Genomic DNA, 22,401 nt, shown 5'->3' on the forward strand with positions numbered 1-22,401 from the left:
TTGTCTTGGCGCTTGCGCTCTGGCCGGGGCTCGCGCATGCCGGTTTGACCGAGCAGCAGATCGGGCGCGTCGGCTTCGATCCTCCTCAGGGCGCCCGCGTTCCGTTATCCCTGCAGTTTAGGGCAGTCGGCGGTGACACCGTCACCCTTCGCGATGCGATCGACGGACGTCCGACCCTGCTGCTTCCAGCGGACTTCACCTGCAAGCAGATTTGCGGGCCTGCGCTGACGATCGCAAGCTCGGCGCTGCAGCAGACCGGGTTTATCGCAGGACGCGACTACAGCCTCGTCATTGTCGGCATCGATCCGCGGGACACCATTGACGACGCCCGCCGCTTTACCCGGGGACAGATCGGGGGCACGGGAACATCGGTCCTGACAGGATCGCAGGAGACTGTTGCCGCGCTGCTCGGTGCAATCGGATACCATGCCGAAATCGACGACAACCATGACGCGATTGCGCATCCGGCAGCCTTCGTCACGCTCGCGTCCGACGGACGGGTCGTCCGCGCGCTGTCCAGCCTGGCGCTGCAGCCCGGTGACCTTCGCCTCGCTCTGTTGGATGCCGGTGACGGCCGGATCGGTGGACTCTCCGGGCGCATCGCGCTGCTCTGCTATGGATTTGACGCGGTACACGGAATCTACACCCGCAGGATCACAACGGTCCTACAGATTTTCGGAGCATCCACGGTTGCCATTATGGCCGCCCTCGTCGGGCTGATGCTGGTCCGCAGCAGGCGTCGGGGAGCCTCGGCATGAATTCGTTATTCAGGCTGCCGGAAGCGAGCACGCACGCCGTCACGGTTGATCACATCTTCTATCTTCTGCTCTTCCTTTCCGGGGCTACCGTGGTCCTCGTCTTCGGGCTCATCCTGCTGTTTGCCGTCCGATATCGGCGCGGATCTCCCGCCAAGCGCGGCCCGATGCCTGAGATTCTCAGCCGCGAGTTCGAAATCGGTTGGACGGTCGCGACGTTGTTGACGTTCGCCTTCCTATTCTGGTGGGCATCTTCTGCTGACCTCAGCAGCCTTGCCGCACCCACCGGCGCACTTGAAATTCACGTCGTCGCCAAGCAGTGGATGTGGAAGACGCAACATCCGAACGGCGCGCGTGAGATCAATGCCCTTCACGTGCCGCTGGATAAACCAGTCCATCTCCTAATGAGCTCGCAGGACGTGATCCATTCGTTCTTCGTCCCCGCGTTTCGGGTCAAGAAGGACGTGCTGCCTGGCCGCGACACCGACATCTGGTTTCAGGCCAACAAGAGCGGCACCTTCCCACTGCTCTGCGCCGAGTATTGCGGCACCAATCATTCCATGATGCGCGGCAAGATCGTCGTCATGCGACAGGATGACTATGCCAAATGGCTGGTCCAGCAGCCGGAGGGCGACGACCTTGCTCATGATGGCGCCAGGCTGTTCGTATCGCAGGGATGCTCGGGCTGCCACGCCGTCTCCTCGAACGTCCACGCGCCGCGCCTGGCGGGTCTTTATGGCCGCGCGGTGCAGCTGGCGGATGGGCGCACGGTTTCCGCGGACGATGCCTACATCCGCGATTCGATCCTGCAGCCGAAGCGCGACGTCGTGGCCGGCTTCGAGCCGATCATGCCGAGCTTCAAAGGGCTGCTCGACGACGGAGAGATCCAGAGCCTGACCGCCTATATCCGCTCGCTCAGAGAGGAGCAGCAAAATGACTGACGCCCTGCTCGCCGGAGAGCTGCCGCTGCCGCCGCGCCCCGACTATCTGCGCCACGGCGCGACGATCTCGTCCTGGCTTGCCACGACAGACCACAAGCGCATCGCAATCCTTTACGCGATCACGATCACGTTCTTCTTTTTCATGGGAGGCGCCGCAATCACCGCCGTTCGGCTCGAGCTATTCCAGCCGAACGGATGGCTGTTGACCTCGGACACTTACAACAAGCTGTTCTCGTTCCACGGAATCATCATGGTCTGGTTCTTCTTGGTGCCGTCGATCCCGAATACGTTCGGAAACTTTCTACTGCCGCTGATGATCGGGGCTCCGGACGTCGCCTTTCCCCGCCTCAATCTTTTCAGCTGGTATTTGACCGTCGCTGCCGGCGCTTTCACGGTTTATGCGCTCGTCGCCGGAGGCGTCGACACCGGCTGGACGTTCTACACGCCTTATTCGTCGATGTTCTCCAACACCCACGTCTTCGCGGCGGCCGCGGGCGTGTTCGTTGTCGGCTTTGCCAGCATCGCCACGGGAGTGAACTTCATCACGACCACCCACATGCTTCGTGCTCCCGGCATGACCTGGTTCCGGCTTCCGCTGTTCGTCTGGGCGATCTACGCGACGTCGCTGATCATGGTGCTTGCCACCCCGGTGCTCGCCATCTCGCTCCTGCTCGTGATCGCGGAGCGCGTGCTGGGCTTGCCGATCTTCGATCCGGCTCGCGGCGGCGATCCGATCCTGTTCCAGCACCTGTTCTGGTTCTACTCGCACCCGGCGGTTTACATCATGGTCCTGCCGGCGATGGGCGTCGTGTCCGAAATAATCCCATGCTTCGCGAGGCGGCGGATTTTCGGATACGACTTCATGGTCTATGCAATGCTTGCGATTGCGGGCGTCGGGTTCTTCGTCTGGGGCCACCACATGTTTGTCTCCGGACAGTCGGCCCTTGCCAGCCTCGTCTTCTCCTTCCTCTCCTTCATCATCGCCGTGCCGTCGGCAATCAAAGTTTTCAACTGGACCGCTTCGCTGTATCGCGGTCAGATCAGCTTCGAATCGCCGATGCTGTATGCGCTCGGCTTCGTTGGTCTGTTTACGACGGGCGGGCTTTCCGGGCTGTTCCTCGCCTCGATTCCGGTGGACATCCATGTCACCGACACCTACTTCGTCGTCGCGCACTTCCACTACATCATGGTGGGCGGCTCGGTGTCCGCCTTCTTTGCCGGGCTCCACTTCTGGTGGCCCAAGGTCACGGGCAAGCTCTATCCGGAGAGCTGGGCAAAGTTCGCGGCCATCCTCATGTATGCCGGCTTCAACATGACATTCCTGCCGCAATTCTTCGCCGGGTACCTCGGCATGCCGCGCCGCTACCATACCTATCCGGCGGAGTTTCAGATCTACAATGTCATGTCGTCTGCGGGAGCGGCGGTCCTCGCCATCGCCTACTTGTTGCCTCTGGGATATCTCACCTGGTCCCTGTTCTACGGCGGAAAGGCCGCGAAGAACCCTTGGGGTGCGACAGGGCTGGAGTGGACCACGGGCTCTCCGCCTCCCCCGAAGAATTTTGACAGGCAGCCCCGCGTAGATCGCGGGCCGTATGCCTACCACGCCGAAGGCATGTCGGCTGGAACCGATCCTCCCGAAATGCAAAACGCAAGAGAAACGCGATGAGCGACGAAAGCGCACTGCTGAGAGAACCCTGGTTGGATTTCGGCCGGCAGCGCGAGGCAGGCAAGTTCGGCATATGGGTCTTCCTCGCCAGCGAGACGCTGTTCTTTGGGGCGCTGATATTGACCTACACAGTTTGTCGTATCGAACATCCGGATGCGTTCACCGCGGCCGGGCGTGAGACAAATATCTGGTATGGCACGATCAACACCGCCGTGCTGTTGACGAGCAGCCTCACCATGGCCATGGCTTCGCAAGCGTCCGAAGCGTCTGCCCGACTGCGACGGCTCGTCCTCGTGTGCCTCATGCTCACCGCGATGCTCGGGCTCGCGTTCATCGTCATCAAGGGCTTCGAGTACAAGGAAGACATTGACAAGCAGCTCGTACCGGGAGCCGGGTTTGCATTGTCTCAGCCCGGAGCGCAGCTGTTTTATGGATTTTATTGGCTGGTCACGGGCGTCCACGCGATCCACCTTTCCATCGGGATTGCTCTCGTGAGCCGCTTGTTCTGGGTGCTGCTCCGGCGCCAACTTCCGGCGAAAGACAATCCCGAGATCGAGGTCACAGCCCTCTACTGGCATCTGGTCGATATCGTGTGGATCTTCCTGTATCCGCTGATCTATTTGCCGGGCCGTGCATCATGAACAGGCAAGGTGAATCAGGTGGTGTTGTGCGCCACCTATGGGCGAGGAACCTCTTGATCTGGGCAGCGCTCCTCGCACTCCTCGTGCTCAGCCTGGTCGCCGCCTATGTTCCCATGGGCCGAATGACAACAGCCAGCGGCATTATCATTGCGGGGGTGAAATCGACCCTCGTCGTCTTGCTCTTCATGGAACTCGCCTCAGCAAAGCCGCTGATCCGGATCGCGGCGATCTCGGGGCTTGTTTTCGTGATCGCGATGTTCGCATTGACCTTCGCTGATGTTCTCGCACGAATCTAACGCGCGGGAGCACTTAACTTTCGGTACCTTTTGCTACCCCGCATGCATTGAAGCGCTCTGATGCAGCCACCTTCGAACGTAAGCTTGGGAGAGGAGAACTTTTGCTGCGCTCAAAGGGTGACTGCACCAGTTCGCTCGTGAAGCCATGCGCCTCTCCGTGAGGCACACCGCCGGCGACCATTAGGCGGACGTTGGTGGCTCACGAGTTCTGAAACTCCTTCATGTCGAGCCGCAGACCGGCTTTGTTTGCTTGCTCTGCTGTGACGTAAGGCAGACCATAATAGCTTAGCTTCGGGCTCCATCGCCCCGTTTGGCCCGGGTAAGGGAAGGCATAGGTGCCCCCACCAACGGACGCCTCGCGGGATATCACAACCGCCGCGAGCTTTCCGCCGCTGTCGAAAACGAGGTCGGAGACATAGCCATAGCCTTGGCCTGCCTGCAGCCGCGCATAATCTCCGATGACCTTGGAGACCGAGAATTCGTGCGGCTCTGCTTGCGCCTGATCAGGGTCAACAAAGAGGCCGTACTCTCGCGACCTCAAATCGGAAAAGTCGGCCACGATAGCTCCTTCGTGAAGCGGGCGCAGCACCCGGTTGAAGGGAATTCGGGAGATGAACTCCGGCTCATCCTTTGTTCTGAAGCCTTCGACGAGCAAAGAATCAATCCGCCCGTCGTCCGCCAAGGTCACGTTCCGGACGGCTCCCAGATACTCACCTTTCAACGAGAACACCGCGCTCCCAAGCAGTCGCGAAGCACGGTATCCATTATAGACCGTGTTGACGAACTGCTCGGACTGCGCCGGCTGTTCCGTGGCCGTCTGCGTCGCCGTCTCTGCCCATGAGGGACCCAACAGAACGGAGGTCGAGATTGTACCTATGACAATTGCAAGGGTGATCCTGCTCTTTACGCCCATTCAGTGCTCCTGCGATCCGTCGTGCCAACATTACCGTTGATCGTATAATCGTTTCCGATGCGGGAAGTTCTGGGCGCCGGTCAAGCGAACGGTCCGCTGCCGTGCCAAGGAGAGAGTGCCGCGACCAATCGGGTACCCGGCCCTTAGGAAACGCACCGCAGATCCACGCGTGCACATCCAGGCAACGCTATTACATGCCTCGGCCGACGTACTTAATTCGTTGCTCGCACATCAGACGCAAGCTCACGATCCAGGCCTCGGGGACCAGGTCAGGTTTCTCCTGACGGATCTTCACCCTAAGCCCGACTGTGAGAAGGCCGGCGTGCGCCCCACATCTGGGTAAATCGCCGTTCCAAGGAGACGCGAAATGTTGAGCAACGAACTCCTCCTGCCGACGCGCAGTTCGACGCCGTCTCTCGAACCTTCACGAGAGCGCAATCAAACGCCGCACGCCCACCACGCAACGAACGATCTGGTACGTCGCCTTCCACAGGCATCACGCACCCGGTTAGTCGAACTCTGCGACCAAGTAACGCTGCGACCGAGACAACTGCTGCAGGAACGTAATCTGCCGTTGCAGCATGCCTATTTTCTTGAAAATGGCGCGGCCTCGCTGACCGCCAAGGCCGGAGACTGCCTCCCCGTCGAGATACAGACTGTCGGAGCAAAGGATTTCATTGGCATCCCTCTGATCCTTGGCATGCGCGTTTCCCCTCACCGTTGCATGGTTCAGGTCTCCGGGAGAGCCTTGCGCATCGAGGCCGATGCTTTGATCGAGTTGGTGAGGGGGATGTCGAGATCCAGAAGCTGTTGCTGAGGTACGTGCAGGCCACCCTGATCCAAAGCTCGCAGCTGGCGGCATGTAATTCGCGTCACAGCTTGCAGCAACGATTGGCTCGGTGGCTTCTCGTTGCAGAGGATAAATTGTTCTCCCGCGAAATCCCGCTCACGCATCGATGCATGGCACAGGCCCTAGGAGTTCGGCGCGCAGGTATCACTTCGACAATGGGCGAAATGGAAGCGCGAGGCATCATCAAGCGAGGCCGCGCTCAAGTCGAGATTCTGGATCAGTCGCAACTCGAGCCTCTGTCCTGCAACTGCTATCGCGTGATTCTATCTGCACATGAGAACTCTCTCAATGGAGCCAACGCTGGACAAACAAGCAATTCGTGATTGATGGCTCAAAGGAATGATGGCTTGGGCGGCGCAATGCGCTCGCCTTGTCCGGTTGCGTACCGAGTTCTGACCGGCGCAGCGAACGCTACGTGTCTTACCTCGTTAGCGATCGCAAGCTGCCCGGGACTCGAATGCGAAGAGCTTTGTGTGCAGAAGCTACGCTCCGCCGGCGGCGGGAATGGCCGGATCTGCGCCCCGCTACCAATCGAATGACTGCCAGTCTTGCGGGATAGCCAGGAGCCAGTCGCCAGCTTGCCGAAGTCCAACCTCTCCAGAGCAACGACTATCTTCGGGCAGTACGGCACCACCGCGCGCGTTGCGCCGCTGGTGTTCGTTCTGCTCACCCCGATGGGCGAGCATGTTTTTCACCTTTCTCCGATCTGGATCTTCGGATCCGGTGTTCTCGCAATAGCTGTACTCGCTGAATGGATTCGCGTAGCAACCGACCAGCTCTCCTCCCACACCGGTCCTGCCATAGGCGGTCTCCTGACCGTCAGTCTTGGAAGCTTGGCCGAACTCATTCTTGCGCTATTTGTTCTCGCGCGCGGCCATGTCGAGGTGGTCCATGCCCAGATCACCGGGTCCATAGCGGCGACCTGCTTGTTGGGGCTGGGTCTGGCCATCGTCGCCGGCGGGTTCAATCGCGAGCGTCAGAGCTTCACACAAGCGCGCGCTGGGTTGTTGTCAAGCATGCTTGTTCTGTCGGTGATCGCTCTCATTCTGCCCGCAGTGTTCGACTACACGGGTCGCAGCATCCGTCATGTCAACAACGTGAATGCCTCTGACGAGCTGCTTAGCCTCGCGGTGTCCGTGGTCCTGCTAATCCTCTACTCCGGAAACCTTGTCTTCACCCTCATTACCCACTGGAATGTCTTCGCGCCCAATGAGGAGGCTTCGGCGAACAATGCGTGGTCATCGACCACATGCTTGATCGTGTTACTGGCATGCACCTGCGCGGCGGCCCTGCAGAGCGACTTTGTCTCCGGCGCTCTGACGGAAACGGCCACATCGACGGGTGTGACACCACTCTTTCTTGGCGTCGTCGTGCTTGCTCTTGTGGGCACCAGCTCGGACATTTTTGCGGCCGTCTGGTTCGCTCGGCGCGACCGGATGGGACTTGTGATGACGCTCTGCATTGGATCCGCCATTCAGATTGCGCTGGTTGTTGCTCCGCTTCTCGTCATTTTCTCGTGGATGATCGGGAAGCCAATGACCCTTGTCTTCCAAAATCCCGTCGACCTCTTTTCAATCGCCGGCACAGCGTTCATCGTGAACGCCATCACGAGAGACGCCGAGACCACCTGGTTCGAGGGCGTAATGCTGATTGGAGTTTACGTCGTATTGGCCCTTGCGTACTTCTTTTCTTGAAGTGCAACGCCAGACGGACTCAACAGCGGCAACCGTTCGAGCTCCAAAGTAGTTGCGTCTTGGCAGATCGGGCCGCCGGCCATCGCCCCGGCGTGTCTCCAAGATCGAAGTGGGACCCCTTTCGGAGCAGACCCTCGCGGTTACCGGACGCGCCGAGCGCCCGTCGATCAGCGCTAAAAAATCACCTCCCCCGCGAAAAAGGCGAGGAGCACGAGCACCAGAAAAATCGCAACAGCCGCGAAAAATGGCCACTTGGCGATAGTGGACGCACCGGCGGCGATTCCGCTGAATCCGAGCAATCCGGCTACGATCGATATCACAAAGAAGATCAACGCCCACTTCAGCATGACAAGCTCCTGCGGCCTTATTTACAGTTGACGTACGCACAAGTCTGCAATCCCACCCAGCTCGAAGGTGCTCTCGGACTTGCCTAGCGACAATCGTTCTGCCGACAATCGTTCTAGGCATTCGGCGTTCCGATCTGAACGTTTTATGTCCGACAGAAAGTCGGCACACCTGCGTACGCGCTGCGTCAGAAGCCAAGCGAACTGAAATGTTTGTTCGCGACCGGACAGTCATCGGGGTCTCGACGTCTTTTTTAATCAGTGAATGCGAATTATCTTCTTAGCTTCAGTGAGCGAGGCAATCCCAAATGCAGTTACGTTCTGATCGCGTTCTTCCCTGGTTGACCCTCGCCACCGCACTCCTGCTCGGCCACGCGACCCCAGCTTCCGCACTCGAATGCCCCGTTTACCATCCGAGCGATACCGACGCTGCGATCAAGGAAACAAGAGCACAAACGGAGAGCTTCCAAGCTATGCTCGCAGCGCGCGGCGATCGTGCAACACGCAGCATTGTCAGCAGCGTGCGCATGGCTCATCCGAATGCGTCGGCAGCACAGATCACCAATTTTGTATTGACCCTCTACTGCCCTCTGGTGCGACACAACGCAGCTTTGTCCGAGGATCAGAAGCGAGCGCGCCTCAAGTCCTTTTCGGCTGAACTCATGAAGCAAGTCTCGCGGTAGCGTTGCTGCACCCAACCCTACCGGCTGATGTCTGGGCAATCACGGACGACGTACCGGTCCCGTAGCGAGCCGTGCACAAGCACATGGCGACACAGTCTATCAACCACATCGCGAGCTGAATCGGCTTTTCAGCCACGTACGGGGCAAATCGGCCGGGTATGACTTCGCGGCTGTATCCCGTGTAAATCAGAAACGGGATGCTTCTTTTCAAAAGGAGATCTGCGAATTCGAAGGACGCCCGCCCGTGCAGGTCGACGTCGAGAAGCGCGGCGCCGATAGCTGCGCTACTCGCTGCATGGAAAGCAGGGCTTAGCTCGGCAAATGGGCCAATTGTTTCATGACCGCTGCGCCGGATCTCGGTCGCGAGATCGTCGGCGATGAAGTATTCGTCTTCGATTATGGCTATTCGCATTGGGTCTCCTATGACGTAGCGGCAAGCCCCTGCGAGATTTTCGCTTATCCTACCAGTGATGCCGCGGTGATCAACCCGGACCCGGATCGTAGACGCATAACTTGGCCCGCTGCCGCACGGGGCCAGTAGTGCTTTGACCGCAGCGTTACTCCTGCTGCAGTAAACAGGTGCTCCCGGCCGGGGTACACTTATGTACCAACTGTCTCTGCAACGGCACCGCAGCTCGCGCATTTCCTTCAGGCAATGAAAGCGAGGAGATGCGTTTATGAAAACAAGCGGATGGCACGTCGCCGTGGCCGTATTGGCGCTCGCGATTCCGGTCGGAACTGCTGCGCAAGCCGCGCCGATGTTGGCTGCGAGCGGGATAGCCAAAAACGACCCGAGCCTGGTGGAAGTTCAATGGCGGCATGACCGTCACCATGCTTGGCATCGTCATAAGTGGCGCGACGGCTACAGGCACCGCTATAGCGGCGGCTGGGGTCCAGCGTTAGGCGGCTTCGTGGCAGGTGCGGCGATTGGAAGCGCCGTCGCCAACAGCCGGGCGCAAGCTGCCGAGAACAACGCCTACTGCTCCCAGCGATACAAGTCGTACGACCCGAGCTCCGGGACTTACATGGGTTACGACGGCATACGGCATCCATGTCCCTGAGCAACACGGCGTTCTGCCGGCGCCGGCCATTACGAACGCCATCAACTTTTGAACTCGAGCAAGGAGATCCATACATGAAAGCGACCTCATTCTTGGCGGCGGCAGCTCTCGTCGGCGCATCATCGCTTGCGATGGCACAAAGCGCTCCGCAAGCTACCGGTCCTGGGGACCATAGCGCCGTGCAGAGCTCGAGCCGCAATCAGTCGGCCGACCAACGCACGGAAAACGGCATGGCAAACAAGGGGGGCAACAAGGGCGACGCGGTCCAGTCCGACGCTAGTCAAGCGAGCGTTCGGCAGCAGATGGTCAGCGACCTGCAGCAGGCAGGTTTCACCGACGTCAAGGTACGGCCGGAGTCGTTCCTGGTGGAGGCCAGAGATCGGTCAGGAAATCCGGTGACAATGTTCGTTGGTCCAAATACTTTCGCCGAGGTGAAAACGATCGGCGCTAACGCGCAGAAGTCTTCTTCGAATACAAACTCGTCCAGCAACAGCGCTAACGCAACTTCGGATCGCCCGGGCGGAGCCTTCACTTCGGTGCCGCCGAAGGACGGCCTGAGCTCGCAGTTGATGGGTCTGCAGGTGTACAACAACACCAAACAGGACATTGGCACGATCAAGGACGTCGCGCTAAACGAGAACGGCATCGACGGCTATATCCTCTCGGTCGGAGGGTTCCTTGGCATTGGCGACCACTACGTTGCGGTGCGGCCTTCGGCAATCAATCTGAAGTTCGATCATGCAGCCAACAAGTGGAGCGCGACCATGGACACGACGGCCGACCAATTGAAGTCGGCGCCTGAATTCAAGTACCCCAGCAACGGATAATCTTCTGAGGTGGAGCGGTTCGGCGGAACGCTCCAGCCTCCCGGTTGTTGGCTCCAGGTTCGATTCGGTCATGCGGCTCAAATATGCTCGCCCGCGCTGAAAAACTGCTGGCCGACCTTGGCGAGACATTCTGGCCGGTGCCTATACTCATGGTGCTTTCCAGTCTAATCGGCGCCTTCACTCTCGTTCATGTTGACCAAAGCGACGCGGTCTCGCTATCAAATCTACAGGGCTGGTTGTACGACGGCGGCGCGACCGGCGCTCGCACCCTGCTCGGCACCGTAGCCGGCGCGACGATCGGCGTCGCGGGAACCGTGTTCTCTATTACCATTGCCGCGTTGTCTCTCGCTGCGGGTCAGATGGGGCCTCGGCTGCTGCGTAATTTCACGCGCGATCGTGGCAATCAATTCACGCTAGGCATGCTGCTCGGCACTTTCTGTTACGCTCTCGTCGTGCTGAGAAGCATCCGGACAGAGCCGGAAGGCGGCTTCGTCCCTCATCTATCATTGAGCGTTGGAATTCTGCTCGCATTGGCTTGCGTGGCGATGCTCGTCTACTTCGTCGGTCACGTCGCCGGCCGGATCAACGTTGAAACTGTCGTCGAACTCGTCAGTGAAGACCTCCGCAGCGCTATGCGCCAGCTAACCGTGCAGGATCCGCAGCCGAAGCCTCCGCCGGGTGAGTACTGGATCGGCTCCCTGCCCCTGAAGGACTCGCGGCGCGGTTATCTGCAGCATCTGGACGAAGAGGGCCTGGCCACCTGGGCGGCCAAGCATAGAGTCACCATTCGGCTGTTGATCGGCCCCGGCGACTATGTTTTTCCGGGGGCGACCGTCGCTCTGGTTAATCCTCCCGTCGACGGTGCCGAAGCGGCTATCCGGAATGCGACGGCGCTGGGCGCAACAAGCAGCATTTCTTCCGATCTGCGCTTCGCCGTTCGACAACTCGTTGAAGTCGCGGTGAGGGCGCTTTCGCCCGGCATCAACGATCCACACACCGCCCTCTCGGTCCTGGATCGACTGGGCGCGGCATTGTGCGATGTTGTGCCCCTGCATCTGCCATCAGGAGTGTCGATCAGAGGAAGTCGGCCGGTTTTGGTGGTGCCGCATGTGCAATACGATCAATTGCTCGGGACAATGTTTCATATGATCCGCCAAAGCGCAGGCGCCCAACCTGCAATATCGATCCGGATGATTGAGGTGATGACTCAGGTCGCAAGCTGCGAGCGCGATGCCACCCGGCTCTCGGCGCTCTCCCACCACGCGGATCTCGTCCTTGCGGACGCTCGTCGCCTGATTGCCGCTCGCAGTGACAGAGAGGATGTCGAACGCCGGCATCAGCTATTGGCTCTGATGGTCCGGGCAGGTCCAATGGGTCGATTCACCGAACAGGTTTTGCCTCTGCCGGGCGCCAATGATCCGCCAAACGCTATCGCTGAGACAGCCGCCTTCCGATCTCAGCGTTGAGTTCGGCGCCCGCCAGGATGGAATAGGCCGCGACCCAGAGCCATGTCATCAACACGGCAACTGCGCCGAGCGATCCGTAGGTCTTTTGATAGGCGGCGAACGTGTTCACATATGTTGAGAATGCGTATGAACCCGCAATCAAACCGGTTGTTGCGAGGAGGCCGCCGGCCGACGCAAGGTCCCATCTCGGCTCGGACCTGTTGGGTGCATAGCGATAAAGCAAAGCGACAATCGCGATGATCATGCACACGAGCAGCGGCCACCGTATCAACATTGCCGCAGCCTGCCAGCCGGTAGGAATTGGCACGTAGCTGAGCAGGAGGGGAATCACGGCAATCAGGATCACGGCGCCGCCGGCGAGGACGATCAACGCCACGGTCAACGACAGAGCGACAGCGTTAAACAGAACGAGCCCACGCTCCTCGGAGACCGCGTAAGTGACGTTTAAGGCGGTCATGAGCGTCCCGGTCGCGTACCGCGCACTCCAGATCGATATCCCTACACTGACCATCAGCCCGACGCCGAAGGGCGGATGCGTGCCCTGCTCGATCACTTTTAAGCGTTCTGAAATGAGGGCGGTCGCCTCACCCGGCAGGATGACCTGGAGCGCATTGAGCTGTTTCACGATGTCATTCGTGTCGGCGACTAGTCCGTAGAGTGACACCAGCGCGGCAATAGCGGGGAAAATCGAGAGAAAGGAATAGAAGGCGACGGCGGCAGACAAGATCGAAATGTTGTGGTCGCTCAGCTTGGCCCAAACGGCGATTGCGACGGAGACGAACCTGCGAAGAGGTTCGAAGCTGCCGCTGCTTACCCCCTCAACTTTGCGGTTTGCCTTTCCAGTCACGTTGATCTCTAGCCAGTCTTCATGAGAGGACACGAAAACCTTCGAGTGCAGCTGACGTTCCCGTGCCAATGATCGAGAGACGAATTGCCCATCTTTACAGGCTGCCGAGGGTCTCTTGAGCTCACCGCTTGCCGAGCCAAGGGCGCTCGGTGGTCCGGAAGCGTACCCGCAAATGTGGGAACCAAAGCTGCGGACGCACTCTTGGATCTGGAGCAAAGCATCAATCTATGACGAGTAACTGGTATGGCTCAGACGTATCGCGCTGCAGATTGGGCGGCATTCACCCTTGGCGGAGTCATGGTTCTGATCGGCCTCGTGCTCGGGGCCGGCGGTGCTTGGCTGCTTTGGTTGGGAGGCTCCTTCTATTATCTGCCCAGCGGAATCGTCCTGATCGTCTCGGGTCTCCTGTTGGCCCGCCGGCGCGTTGAAGGCGCATGGCTTTACCTTCTGCTCTTCCTGCTCACCCTCGCCTGGGCGTTCTGGGAAGTTGGCGCCAACGGTTGGGCGCTGGTGCCCCGGACTGTCGGACCGGCCATTTTGCTGATCGCCGTCCTGGCGCTCACACCGAAGCTTCGCCCCATTCGCCACCAGTATGAAGCTGCGGCTACAATCGCTGCCGGGCTTGTACTGCTGGTAGCCACAACTGTGTTGATGACCGGAGCTTTTCGGCCGGCAAGCGCCGCTCCTCGCGTAATGCCGTCTCCGACCGTCGCAATGACCGACCCTTCGTCTCTCAAGGCAGGCTCAGATTGGCCTGCCTATGGCGGCAGCTACAGTGCGCGCCGCTATTCGCCGCTCGACGAGATCAACTCGACGAACGTCGCCAAGCTCACCAAGGTCTGGACCTTTCATACCGGCGACTTGCCTACCAAGAACACAAAGGGCACATACGGCGCAGAGAACACCCCGCTCAAGGTGGGGGATAACCTCTACGTTTGCACGCCCAAGAACATCGTTATCGCGGTCGACGCGAAGACCGGCAAGCAGATCTGGCGATTTGACCCGCGCGTCCCGGACGAGTTCATTCCGTACACCGCGGCTTGCAGAGGCCTTGCATATTACGAACTGTTCAATGCCGATCAGGGCGCGGCCTGTGCCAGCCGCATCATCGAAGGCACGCTTGACGCACGCCTGATCGCAATCGATGCGAAGACCGGGACGCGCTGCGAGGCATTCGGATATGACGGTCAGGTCGACACCGCGACGGGGATCGGCCGGCACGATCCCGGCATGTTCGCGATTACTTCGGCGCCGACGATCGTTCGCGGCGTCATCCTCATCGGGCACGAAGTCCTCGACGGACAAAAGCGGGACGCGCCCTCGGGTGTGATTCAGGGATACGACGCGCAAACGGGCGCGTTGCGTTGGGCATGGGACATGGTCAAGCCGGATGCAAGCGCGCCGCCGCCGGTTGGACAAACCTTTACAAGGGGCACGCCCAACATGTGGACGACCGCCTCCGGCGACGAGGAACTGGGACTCGTCTATCTGCCGCTTGGGGTTTCGGCCGTGGACTACTGGAGCAGCAGCCGCTCGGACCGCGAGAAAGAGTTCGCGACATCGCTGGTCGCGCTAGATGTTACGACCGGCAAGCCCGCCTGGCATTTCCAGACCGTGCACAATGACGTCTGGGACTACGATCTCGGCTCTCAAGCGACGCTGGTCGACTTCCCGACGGACAAAGGCGAGCCGGTGCCGGCGCTGGTGCTGCCGAGCAAGCGCGGCGACATTTTCGTGCTCGACCGCCGCACGGGCAAGCCGCTCGTCGGCGTCGAAGAGCGGCCGGTGCCGCAAGGCGGCGTGGAGCCTGCGCAGCGCGCCAAAACCCAGCCATTCTCGCTTTACCACACCCTGCGAAAGGCCGATCTCACCGAGCAGGACATGTGGGGCATGTCGCCCATCGACCAAATGATCTGCCGTATCCAGTTTCGTCAGGCGAGCTACGAGGGTATCTTCACGCCACCCACGGCCAGCCCGCACTGGATTGAATATCCAGGCTATAATGGCGGCTCCGATTGGGGCGGCATCGCCATCGATCCTGTACGCGACATCATCGTTGCCAATTACAATGACATGCCGAACTATAATCGGCTGGTGCCGCGCGACGAGGCCAATCGTCTCGGTTGGGCGCCGCGGGACCAGGCGCGCGGCGAAATCGGGGGGCAGGAAGGCGCGGGCGATCCACAGCTCGGTTCCCCCTATGCGATCAACGTCAATGCCGGCTGGCGGCTACCCGGCACCGGATTGTTGTGCAAGCAGCCGCCCTATGGCGGAATTCGCGCGATCGATCTGAAGACCGGCAAGACGCTGTGGGATCGTCCGTTGGGTGAAGCCCGGACGAACGGCCCGTTCGGGATCCCGTCGATGCTGCCGATCACGATCGGCACGCCTAACAATGGCGGCGCGGTCGTGACTGCCGGCGGACTTATCTTCATCGCAGCGACGACTGACAATCTGATCCGTGCCATCGACATCAAGACCGGAAAAACCGTCTGGAAGGACGTGCTTCCTGCCGGCGGCCAGGCCACGCCGATCACCTATGAGGCCGGCGGCCGCGAATATCTCGTCATCATGGCCGGCGGTCATCATTTCATGGAGACGCCGATCGGTGATTCCTTGATCGCCTACTCGTTGCCGAGCACCGGCCGCTGACCGCTGGTCGGCAGAGGCAGCCTCGACAAAATACGACTTGCGAGGGGCAAGGGCCACTAAGAACGGGGAGAACAGCGCGAAGCTCTCCGCATCATGATCTTCCTAACCTACCTGGTTCCTCCAAACCCTGCTGTTCCTGCCATTGTCCCGGATCATCGCCGTGCTCAGTCTGCAAAACTCGATGTGGTCGCTGGTGTTGGTCTACTCGACGTACACGATCGCATTTTGCTCCTGCCTGTTGATGGGATTCTTCAAGGCGCTGCCGGTCGAGATCGAGGAGGCCGCAATCGTCGACGGCGGCAGCCTTTTCAGCGCTTTCGTCAAGATAGCGATCCCGCTGTCGGTGCCGGCAATTATGACGGGGTGATCTTTACGTTCACCTGACGCTGCAGGAATTTGTCTACGCGCTGACCTTCGTCTCGTCATCCGACCAAAAGCCGATCACGTTGGGTGTCTCGACCGACTTGATCCGCGGCGACGTGTTCTTCTGGGGTGAGATCATGGCGGGTGCCCTGATCGCCGCGGTGCCGGTGGCCATCGCTTACAATCTGTTTCTCGATCGCTTTATCGCCGGTATCACAGGAGGAGCCGTCAAATAAGCTGACTTCGTACGTCGGATCGACGGTCCTTCACTCGTTTGAGGATGAATATGTGGCCTGCGCGTGGACAAGCTTCTTCGGAAGCTCCGACGGAACGCCTGCAGATTTGCACGTATCGACCAACAAAATACACATCGGCTGTCCGACCCGGCTCGCCTCGCCCATGGCCGCGTTGAGGAGACCAACGCGTTGGCCGCTTAGTTGCCGACGCACAAACCGCAACAGACGGCAAGAGAACTTGTACGCCTGGGTCGACTTTGCGAAGTTGGGTCAGGTCTGCCGGAGGTCCGCTCATCGCGGTAAAGCGCATCAGATTTGCTCGACCTGAGCTGTCGCACTTTGACCCGCAGCGGCCTCCTTCGACGGCTAACAATTGTGGCAGTACGCAGCCACAAGCTGAATTTTCGACGACACCTCGCCGCCAAGGCGACGGATACTAGGAACTCGTGGGCTTGGGCGTCGTGCTTAATGCCTCAACCCGCAAAGGTCACGACGGCGCCTCGTCGCGGCTTTCCTGGATTAAAGGATGCAGCTTGGCGTCCCTCACGCGGATGCCGACGCCCCGCTCGGCGTTGTATTCGTCCATCAGAAACTCGACACCCATCTCCTGCAGACAATCGACGAGTGCCTTGAGAGTACGGTCGTGGGGAATGCGACCACCATTCTCGATGTGCGCGATCGTTCGCTTCGCCACCTTGGATGCGAGTGCAAGTTCAGCCTGAGAGATCTCCAGCCAGACGCGCGCTGACGCAATTTGCCTTCCGTTAACCATTATTGTGCATTCCTGATGCACTTGTGCGCCACATGCGCTAGGGTCCTGTCAACGCAAGGAACGAGGACCCTGATGACCTTCCCCGACGCCGACGGCCAGCCGAACGTGATCACCTCTGCGGAGCCCACTTCCGCCGACGACATGCCCATCTCCACCCCCTGCTCCGAGGCTCCTGCCGAATCCGCCGATCGCGCTTCGGTCTACGGACGCTACATCAGCAGCGCGGCCTGGCAAACCAGCCCGGCCCGCCTGGCGGAGCTCGAGGCCTCCGGACACCGGTGCCGGCTGTGCTTCGCCTCGCGCCGGGAGGCGAGGCTGGAGGTGCACCACCGCACCTACCGGAACTTCCGCTGCGAACTCGCCGAGGACCTGACGACCCTCTGCCATCCCTGTCACCTCGGCGTCACCGGCATGGAGCGCTTCCGCAAGTACGCGCGGTCACCCTTCAAGCCGCCGCCGCCCATGCCGGCGGCGCCGCCGCCTCCCGCCCTCTTCGACTACCGCTCGCCCCTGGAGATCACCTGATGAGCATCGACCACATTTCCCTCCGCCTCATGGGCATCGGCCCCATGCTGATGCGCAATTCGCGCCTCGGCGATCCTCTCGATCCCTTGGCCAAGCAGATCGAGGCCGTGACCGGCAAAAGAGAGAGGACCGAGGCCGACCATCTGCGGGTGGCGGAGCTGGAATTCCACGGTTCGCTGTATCTGCACGACGGCGCGCCGTGCCTTCCGGCGAACATGATCAAGAGCGTCTGCGTGGACGGCGCCAAGCCGACGAAGATGGGCAACACCACCAAGGCCGCCTTCCGCGCGGACGGCCCGGCCCTCCTGCACTACGATGGTCCCAAGACCGCGCCGGAGTTGTGGAAGGATGAGCGGTTCCGGTACCGCACGACAGTCCGGATCCGTAGGACCGGTTCGCTCACCGTGAGGACGCGGCCCATGTTCGACGGCTGGAGCGCTGTCATCCACGGCACGTTCCTGACCTCGCTGCTCGACCGCGAAGACATCGTCGCGTTTTACCGCATGGCCGGCTTGTACGGCCTCGGCGACTACACCCCCGAGTTCGGCCGCTTTCAGGTCGAGGAAGTGGTCAAATAGCTCCCCGTGCCGGGGCGTGGCCCGGCGAGGCATGGCATGGCCCGCCGTGGATCTTCAGGAGAAAGATCCGCGCAACATCACCAATCGCAACGAACGCGCAGTCGGCTGCGCGATCGATGGAGGCTGACCTGAAGAACTACGACGACAACGAGCGGCACGATCCCGCCCGCCGCCACGGCTCCGGCTGGCCCCGCGTGCTGAGCTACTGGCGCACCGTCCCGGCCGAAGAGGACGCCTTCAAGGCGGAGGTGACGGCCTTCGTGCGCGGTACGACCACCACAATCCCGGAGTGGCGCCGCGCGATCGCGGGCGACACCGCGGCCGCCATCGCCATGGTGATCGACTGCAAGTCGCCCGACGCCATCGGCATCAAGGTCGACTTCGCCATGACGGTTCTGCTGGCGTGCGCCTTCGACGACCCCGCCGCGGCGCTCGTGCTGTCCATCAAGCTTCGGCAGATGCCGCTCGCGGCCCGGCTTCGCAAGCAGCTCGCCACCTCGTGGCTGGTGGCGAATATGCTGTCGTGCCTCAAGCAGTCCGCGCCGCCTCGCAAGGGGCATGAGACCTGAATTTCGCGGAGCTTCCGACCGGCGCCTTCCTATTCGCGTCCTCGGTGACTTGGCCACCGCCGGCGGCGGGCGGCAGCTCATTCGCCAGCGCCGGGAAGGACACCGACGTCAAACCTCAGCCGAACCCAAAGGTGATAACCTGACGATGTCTCCTGCCCTGCCGAAGATCACCGTGGCGCCGGACAGCGTCGCCGCCTCCGACGACACGACGCCATCCAAGGACGTCGCGGGCATGGGTCCGCTGGAGCTCGCGGTCTATCGGGATGACTGGCGGGAGGCTGCGCAATTCAGGCTGCGCGCCGCTTTCGTGAAGGCGATGAACCGGCGCGGGGCGGCTCCGAAGAGGGCCGGCAAGGCCCGGAAGAAGGCGTCCGAGGCGCCGTCCGACACGTTCTCGCAACTCAGCCGCCACAGGTTCATCGAGATGCTGGACGACGACGAAGTGGAGACGTTGCCGGAGAGGCCCAAGCCCGGTCCTGCGTACCCGGTGATCGCCGCCAAGGTCGCCGCGCGTCTCCTCCTCGCCCGTCTGTTCGACGGTCGCAAAGACGTGCTCGATCGGCTGAAGCTTGCGGCGCCGGTGGTCACCATCGACGTCGCCGAGCGCGACCTGCTTCAGGGAGTTATCGGCAACTGGCAGGACGTCCTCTTTCCGGAGGGCGTGCGGGTAATGGATACCGGCAACCTCGGCAGGCGGGAAGATTTCGACATGGTCTGCCTGACCATGACGCAGCCCCGCAAGACCAAGGACACGAGCGAACCCGAGAAAGAGGCGCTCTCCGCTCTGTGTTTGGGGCTTCCGTTCATCGCGATCTCGCCCGATGCGGAATCGCACCTGCCGGCCGTGGTGCTGAAGTCGGACCCGATCCGGCTCGTGTTGCCGTCCATCGACGCGCGCATCGTCGCGCTTGCGATCCGCGTGGTCACCGGCAAACCTTGTCGCGAACTTATGGAGGAAGATGCCGCACGGCTGCTCACCGCCACCGATCTCTCGATCGGCATCCGGTTCGACCGGTCGCCGGAGGAATGCCTCGCTCAGCTCCAACGCCTCGTCGTCCTGAAGCGGGTGCCGGCATCCGTCCGAGACATCTCGCTCGACGACCTGCACGGCATGAGCGAGGCGGTGAGCTGGGCAAAATCCGTGATCACGGATCTGAAGATGTGGAAAGCCGGTATGCCCTGGTCGGCGATCGATGCCGGCGCGTGCCTGGAGGGACCGCCCGGCGTCGGCAAGACGACGCTCCCGATGGCCATGCAACGGTCGGCCGCCGAGCAGGGCATCAAGCTCGAGCTGGCGTCTTGCTCGCACAGCCAGTTTCAGGGCGCAGGCGAAGGTCACCTTGGCCACTTTTTACGTGAGATGACCAATTTTTTTGCTGCCGCCAGGGCAAAACCCCGGCCGATTCTGGTGTTCATCGACGAATGCGACTCGTTCGCCGATAGATCCAAATTGCGTCATTCCCACTCTGACTACGTTACGGCTTGTGTAAACGGATTAATTTCCGAATTAGACGGTATTTCCAGCGGCCGCGAAGGCGCGACGTCGAGTCGCGAGGGCCTGATACTGCTTGGAGCGTCAAACGATCTCAGCAGATGCGATCCCGCGATCCTCCGTTCGGGTCGGCTAAACCGCATCATCAGGATCGGTTTGCCCGACCTGAACGATCTGGAAAAGATGTACCGCTTCAGGCTCGGCGTCCGGCTCGTCGACGAGGACCTGCGGGAGATCTGCATGCTGTCGCTCGGCAGCACCGGCGCCGACGTCGAACGCATCGTCAAGGATGCGCTGCGCATCGCGCGCCATGCCTCGCGAGATCTGATGTTGCCGGACCTGCGCGCCGTAGTCTCGCCCGAGGAGGACCGCGACTTCGACACGCAACGGCGGGTCGCGATCCACGAAGCCGGCCACATCCTCATGGACGTGCTCAATTTCGGCGCGCCGGAAGGCGTGTTCGCGAACATCGCGGCCGTCGGCCAGCGCGGCGGCGCCACGGTGCGCACCAAGCCTCCGCCGTTCGCAGGCACCTACTCGGACTATCGTCTTCGGCTGGAAACTCTGATTGCAGGACGCACCGCGGAGAGCTTGCTGCTCTCCGAACATTCGCACGGCTCCGGAGGTCGCAGGGGATCGGATATCCAGCTCCTGACCACCACCGCCTCCGCGATGGTCGGCTCGCTTGGGCTGGCCGGTCCTGTACCGCTGCTGTTCTTCGGATCGCTCGACGACACCGAGGAGCTCATGAGCTATCCCGAAGTCAGACGGGCGGCGCACGAAGAACTGCAGAAGGCGGCCGAGAGCTGTCTCGCCAAGCTGACTGCGCACCGTCCCGTTCTCGAAGAGATCGTGAAGATCCTGCTGCAGGCGCGCCACATCGACGGGCTCGCCGTCGCCGATCTCCTCGCAAGGTTGAGGATTCCGTCATGAGCCAGCATTTTCCGATCGACATGGGCAACCGCGACCTGGAGGAGATCGCAGCCTTGCTTGAATCCTCGGGCCGGTTTCGGGTTCTGAGGCGGCTGGCGGAGCCCGCCCCTGCTCCCGTGCCGGCCGACCTCTTTCGACGGGGGCTGTTCGTCGACGTGGAGACGACCGGGCTCGACGCACGCAAGGATACCGTCATCGAGCTCGCGATGGTGCCGATCGGCTACCGCGCCGACGGCGAGATCGTCTGGGTCGGCCAAGCCTACTCCGGCTTGCGCGATCCCGGTTTTCCCATCCCCGAGGCCGTGTCGCGCCTTACGGGCATTACCGACGCCGCCGTGAAGGGCATGTCGATCGACGCCGCCACCGTCGAGGCCGCCGCACGCGAGTGCGCCGTTGTCGTCGCACACAACTGCGCTTTCGACCGAGCCTTCTGCGAGCGACTTTGGCCCGTCTTCAGAGACAAGCCCTGGGCCTGCTCGCTCAAGGAGATCGACTGGTCCGCCGAGGGATTCGAAGGAGCGAAGCTAGGACAGATCGCCGCCGGCTTCGGGTTCTACTTCGATTCGCACAGGGCCGCGGACGACTGCTACGCCGGCATCGAGGTTCTCCGACAGAAGTTACCGCGGAGCGGCTCGATGGCGTTCGCGACGCTGCTCGCGTCGGCGCGGAGGACGACCGCTCGCATTTCGGCCGGCGACACCCCGTTCGCCGCACGGGAAGTACTGAAGGAACGAGGGTACAGGTGGCATCCCGGGTCGCCCGATAGACGGAAATGCTGGTTCGTCGAACGTGGCGAAGAGGACATCGTGGCCGAGATCGCCTTCCTTCGGGAGCGCGTCTACAGAAACTCGAATCCCGATATCTCGGTGGTCAGGTTAACCGCCTTCGAGCGCTACTCGGATAGATGAAGCGTAGCCTCCAACGGCGGTAGACCATCTCACCGAAGGTCCACAGTTCGTCGGCGCCCGTAACGAGACCGCCCGCTTTAGGTCGTTGTTCTCCGTCGCAGAGAAGGCGTTGCCTTGCCTTTCCAGAGCCTTCGCGTGGCAAACAGATGAGCTTAACCGCCGCTGACAACGACAGCACTTTGGATCGACATTGTCAGTGACCAGTCGAGTTTGTGCGGGAAAAGCGCGCGAGGTTCTCCGCATTTCGCGGGTAAACCATTTAACTACTCATGTTTTTTGATGGAAATTGACAGCACCAACAGCAAACGTTTGCACGTAGTTCAGGTATGCTTGCAACGGAGTATGGTTGCTCGCTGCGGGCTGAAACACCAATCTGATGTGCCTTTGCT

The 22,401-nt window shown here is 61.0% G+C and carries 23 protein-coding genes; 18 read left to right on the top strand and 5 right to left on the bottom strand.

The window, feature by feature from the left end; all coding sequences use genetic code 11:
* The first annotated feature begins 5 nt into the window (after positions 1-5).
* From IVA74_RS15725 to IVA74_RS15745, 5 genes are read left to right on the top strand one after another with little or no spacing between them, the layout of a single operon-like run.
* A complete protein-coding gene (locus IVA74_RS15725; RefSeq protein WP_247345342.1) occupies positions 6-758 on the top strand; it encodes an SCO family protein in 753 nt (250 codons plus the stop codon).
* Positions 755-1,696, top strand: a complete 942-nt coding sequence (gene coxB, locus IVA74_RS15730) for a cytochrome c oxidase subunit II (protein WP_247345345.1) — start codon at positions 755-757, stop codon at positions 1,694-1,696. The genes IVA74_RS15725 and coxB overlap by 4 nt, the downstream gene beginning before the upstream one ends.
* Positions 1,689-3,362, top strand: a complete 1,674-nt coding sequence (locus tag IVA74_RS15735) for a cbb3-type cytochrome c oxidase subunit I (protein WP_247345348.1) — start codon at positions 1,689-1,691, stop codon at positions 3,360-3,362. The genes coxB and IVA74_RS15735 overlap by 8 nt, the downstream gene beginning before the upstream one ends.
* Positions 3,359-4,003: a cytochrome c oxidase subunit 3 family protein gene (locus IVA74_RS15740; protein ID WP_247345351.1), complete on the top strand. Its 645-nt coding sequence runs from the start codon at positions 3,359-3,361 to the stop codon at positions 4,001-4,003. The genes IVA74_RS15735 and IVA74_RS15740 overlap by 4 nt, the downstream gene beginning before the upstream one ends.
* Before the next feature lie 53 nt (positions 4,004-4,056).
* Complete coding sequence (locus IVA74_RS15745) at positions 4,057-4,299, top strand: cytochrome C oxidase subunit IV family protein (RefSeq protein ID WP_247345354.1); 243 nt, start codon at positions 4,057-4,059, stop codon at positions 4,297-4,299.
* Positions 4,300-4,498: 199 nt separating this feature from the next.
* On the opposite strand, the gene IVA74_RS15750 is transcribed toward IVA74_RS15745, so the two are convergent.
* Entirely contained in the window at positions 4,499-5,212 is a 714-nt protein-coding gene (locus IVA74_RS15750) for a PRC-barrel domain-containing protein (RefSeq protein ID WP_247345357.1), read from the bottom strand.
* A gap of 367 nt (positions 5,213-5,579) precedes the next feature.
* Between IVA74_RS15750 and IVA74_RS15755 the strand changes: the two genes are divergently transcribed.
* Entirely contained in the window at positions 5,580-6,029 is a 450-nt protein-coding gene (locus IVA74_RS15755) for a hypothetical protein (protein WP_247345360.1), read from the top strand.
* A 611-nt stretch (positions 6,030-6,640) separates the two neighbouring features.
* On the top strand, positions 6,641-7,756 hold the full coding sequence (cax, locus tag IVA74_RS15760; RefSeq protein WP_247345363.1) for a calcium/proton exchanger: 1,116 nt from the start codon (positions 6,641-6,643) through the stop codon (positions 7,754-7,756).
* Between the two features lie 173 nt (positions 7,757-7,929).
* On the opposite strand, the gene IVA74_RS15765 is transcribed toward cax, so the two are convergent.
* Positions 7,930-8,103, bottom strand: a complete 174-nt coding sequence (locus IVA74_RS15765; protein ID WP_247345366.1) for a DUF1328 domain-containing protein — start codon at positions 8,101-8,103, stop codon at positions 7,930-7,932.
* Between the two features lie 305 nt (positions 8,104-8,408).
* Between IVA74_RS15765 and IVA74_RS15770 the strand changes: the two genes are divergently transcribed.
* The gene (locus IVA74_RS15770) at positions 8,409-8,783 is read left to right on the top strand and encodes a hypothetical protein (protein ID WP_247345368.1); all 375 of its coding nucleotides are present in this window, start codon (positions 8,409-8,411) and stop codon (positions 8,781-8,783) included.
* Here the strand turns inward: IVA74_RS15770 and IVA74_RS15775 are convergent.
* On the bottom strand, positions 8,761-9,195 hold the full coding sequence (locus IVA74_RS15775; protein ID WP_247345372.1) for a response regulator: 435 nt from the start codon (positions 9,193-9,195) through the stop codon (positions 8,761-8,763). The genes IVA74_RS15770 and IVA74_RS15775 overlap by 23 nt on opposite strands.
* A 265-nt stretch (positions 9,196-9,460) precedes the next feature.
* On the opposite strand from IVA74_RS15775, the gene IVA74_RS15780 reads away from it, so the two are divergent.
* The 3 genes from IVA74_RS15780 to IVA74_RS15790 all read left to right on the top strand — a co-directional run bounded on the left by IVA74_RS15780 (position 9,461) and on the right by IVA74_RS15790 (position 12,137).
* Positions 9,461-9,844: a BA14K family protein gene (locus IVA74_RS15780; protein ID WP_247345375.1), complete on the top strand. Its 384-nt coding sequence runs from the start codon at positions 9,461-9,463 to the stop codon at positions 9,842-9,844.
* Between the two features lie 74 nt (positions 9,845-9,918).
* Positions 9,919-10,671, top strand: a complete 753-nt coding sequence (locus tag IVA74_RS15785) for a PRC-barrel domain-containing protein (RefSeq protein ID WP_247345377.1) — start codon at positions 9,919-9,921, stop codon at positions 10,669-10,671.
* A gap of 83 nt (positions 10,672-10,754) precedes the next feature.
* Positions 10,755-12,137 carry a DUF2254 domain-containing protein gene (locus IVA74_RS15790; protein WP_247345380.1) on the top strand — a complete coding sequence of 461 codons (1,383 nt, stop codon included), beginning with the start codon at positions 10,755-10,757 and terminating at the stop codon, positions 12,135-12,137.
* On the opposite strand, the gene IVA74_RS15795 is transcribed toward IVA74_RS15790, so the two are convergent.
* A complete protein-coding gene (locus tag IVA74_RS15795; RefSeq protein ID WP_247345382.1) occupies positions 12,100-13,017 on the bottom strand; it encodes a YihY/virulence factor BrkB family protein in 918 nt (305 codons plus the stop codon). The two genes, IVA74_RS15790 and IVA74_RS15795, sit on opposite strands and share 38 nt — an antisense overlap.
* 264 nt (positions 13,018-13,281) lie before the next feature.
* Between IVA74_RS15795 and IVA74_RS15800 the strand changes: the two genes are divergently transcribed.
* Positions 13,282-15,636, top strand: a complete 2,355-nt coding sequence (locus IVA74_RS15800) for a membrane-bound PQQ-dependent dehydrogenase, glucose/quinate/shikimate family (protein ID WP_247345385.1) — start codon at positions 13,282-13,284, stop codon at positions 15,634-15,636.
* 130 nt (positions 15,637-15,766) lie between these two features.
* Positions 15,767-16,003, top strand: coding sequence for an ABC transporter permease subunit (locus tag IVA74_RS15805; protein ID WP_346730950.1), 237 nt, complete (start codon positions 15,767-15,769; stop codon positions 16,001-16,003).
* A 719-nt stretch (positions 16,004-16,722) separates the two neighbouring features.
* Here IVA74_RS15805 and IVA74_RS15810 read toward each other — a convergent pair.
* On the bottom strand, positions 16,723-17,007 hold the full coding sequence (locus tag IVA74_RS15810; protein ID WP_247445498.1) for a helix-turn-helix transcriptional regulator: 285 nt from the start codon (positions 17,005-17,007) through the stop codon (positions 16,723-16,725).
* Positions 17,008-17,079: 72 nt separating this feature from the next.
* Between IVA74_RS15810 and IVA74_RS15815 the strand changes: the two genes are divergently transcribed.
* The 5 genes from IVA74_RS15815 to IVA74_RS15835 all read left to right on the top strand — a co-directional run bounded on the left by IVA74_RS15815 (position 17,080) and on the right by IVA74_RS15835 (position 22,012).
* The gene (locus IVA74_RS15815) at positions 17,080-17,532 is read left to right on the top strand and encodes a hypothetical protein (protein ID WP_247345393.1); all 453 of its coding nucleotides are present in this window, start codon (positions 17,080-17,082) and stop codon (positions 17,530-17,532) included.
* The gene (locus IVA74_RS15820) at positions 17,532-18,110 is read left to right on the top strand and encodes a hypothetical protein (protein ID WP_247345395.1); all 579 of its coding nucleotides are present in this window, start codon (positions 17,532-17,534) and stop codon (positions 18,108-18,110) included. Before IVA74_RS15815 ends, IVA74_RS15820 begins: the two co-directional genes overlap by 1 nt.
* Positions 18,111-18,226: 116 nt before the next feature.
* Positions 18,227-18,679: a hypothetical protein gene (locus tag IVA74_RS15825; RefSeq protein ID WP_247345399.1), complete on the top strand. Its 453-nt coding sequence runs from the start codon at positions 18,227-18,229 to the stop codon at positions 18,677-18,679.
* A 145-nt stretch (positions 18,680-18,824) separates the two neighbouring features.
* On the top strand, positions 18,825-21,104 hold the full coding sequence (locus IVA74_RS15830) for an AAA family ATPase (protein WP_247345401.1): 2,280 nt from the start codon (positions 18,825-18,827) through the stop codon (positions 21,102-21,104).
* Positions 21,101-22,012 carry a 3'-5' exonuclease gene (locus IVA74_RS15835; protein WP_247345403.1) on the top strand — a complete coding sequence of 304 codons (912 nt, stop codon included), beginning with the start codon at positions 21,101-21,103 and terminating at the stop codon, positions 22,010-22,012. Before IVA74_RS15830 ends, IVA74_RS15835 begins: the two co-directional genes overlap by 4 nt.
* Positions 22,013-22,401: the final 389 nt, after the last annotated feature.

Origin of the sequence: Bradyrhizobium sp. 132 (genome assembly GCF_023074185.1) — a bacterium.
Taxonomy (GTDB): domain Bacteria; phylum Pseudomonadota; class Alphaproteobacteria; order Rhizobiales; family Xanthobacteraceae; genus Bradyrhizobium.

Bases quoted from the DNA above. Each gene is read 5' to 3' on its own strand.
- coxB (WP_247345345.1), top strand. From the start codon at position 755: ATGAATTCGTTATTCAGGCTGCCGGAAGCGAGCACGCACGCCGTCACG.
- IVA74_RS15735 (WP_247345348.1), top strand. From the start codon at position 1,689: ATGACTGACGCCCTGCTCGCCGGAGAGCTGCCGCTGCCGCCGCGCCCC.
- IVA74_RS15740 (WP_247345351.1), top strand. From the start codon at position 3,359: ATGAGCGACGAAAGCGCACTGCTGAGAGAACCCTGGTTGGATTTCGGC.
- IVA74_RS15750 (WP_247345357.1), bottom strand. From the start codon at position 5,212: ATGGGCGTAAAGAGCAGGATCACCCTTGCAATTGTCATAGGTACAATC.
- IVA74_RS15755 (WP_247345360.1), top strand. From the start codon at position 5,580: ATGTTGAGCAACGAACTCCTCCTGCCGACGCGCAGTTCGACGCCGTCT.
- IVA74_RS15765 (WP_247345366.1), bottom strand. From the start codon at position 8,103: ATGCTGAAGTGGGCGTTGATCTTCTTTGTGATATCGATCGTAGCCGGA.
- IVA74_RS15770 (WP_247345368.1), top strand. From the start codon at position 8,409: ATGCAGTTACGTTCTGATCGCGTTCTTCCCTGGTTGACCCTCGCCACC.
- IVA74_RS15775 (WP_247345372.1), bottom strand. From the start codon at position 9,195: ATGCGAATAGCCATAATCGAAGACGAATACTTCATCGCCGACGATCTC.
- IVA74_RS15780 (WP_247345375.1), top strand. From the start codon at position 9,461: ATGAAAACAAGCGGATGGCACGTCGCCGTGGCCGTATTGGCGCTCGCG.
- IVA74_RS15785 (WP_247345377.1), top strand. From the start codon at position 9,919: ATGAAAGCGACCTCATTCTTGGCGGCGGCAGCTCTCGTCGGCGCATCA.
- IVA74_RS15790 (WP_247345380.1), top strand. From the start codon at position 10,755: ATGCTCGCCCGCGCTGAAAAACTGCTGGCCGACCTTGGCGAGACATTC.
- IVA74_RS15800 (WP_247345385.1), top strand. From the start codon at position 13,282: ATGGTTCTGATCGGCCTCGTGCTCGGGGCCGGCGGTGCTTGGCTGCTT.
- IVA74_RS15810 (WP_247445498.1), bottom strand. From the start codon at position 17,007: ATGGTTAACGGAAGGCAAATTGCGTCAGCGCGCGTCTGGCTGGAGATC.
- IVA74_RS15815 (WP_247345393.1), top strand. From the start codon at position 17,080: ATGACCTTCCCCGACGCCGACGGCCAGCCGAACGTGATCACCTCTGCG.
- IVA74_RS15820 (WP_247345395.1), top strand. From the start codon at position 17,532: ATGAGCATCGACCACATTTCCCTCCGCCTCATGGGCATCGGCCCCATG.
- IVA74_RS15825 (WP_247345399.1), top strand. From the start codon at position 18,227: ATGGAGGCTGACCTGAAGAACTACGACGACAACGAGCGGCACGATCCC.
- IVA74_RS15830 (WP_247345401.1), top strand. From the start codon at position 18,825: ATGTCTCCTGCCCTGCCGAAGATCACCGTGGCGCCGGACAGCGTCGCC.
- IVA74_RS15835 (WP_247345403.1), top strand. From the start codon at position 21,101: ATGAGCCAGCATTTTCCGATCGACATGGGCAACCGCGACCTGGAGGAG.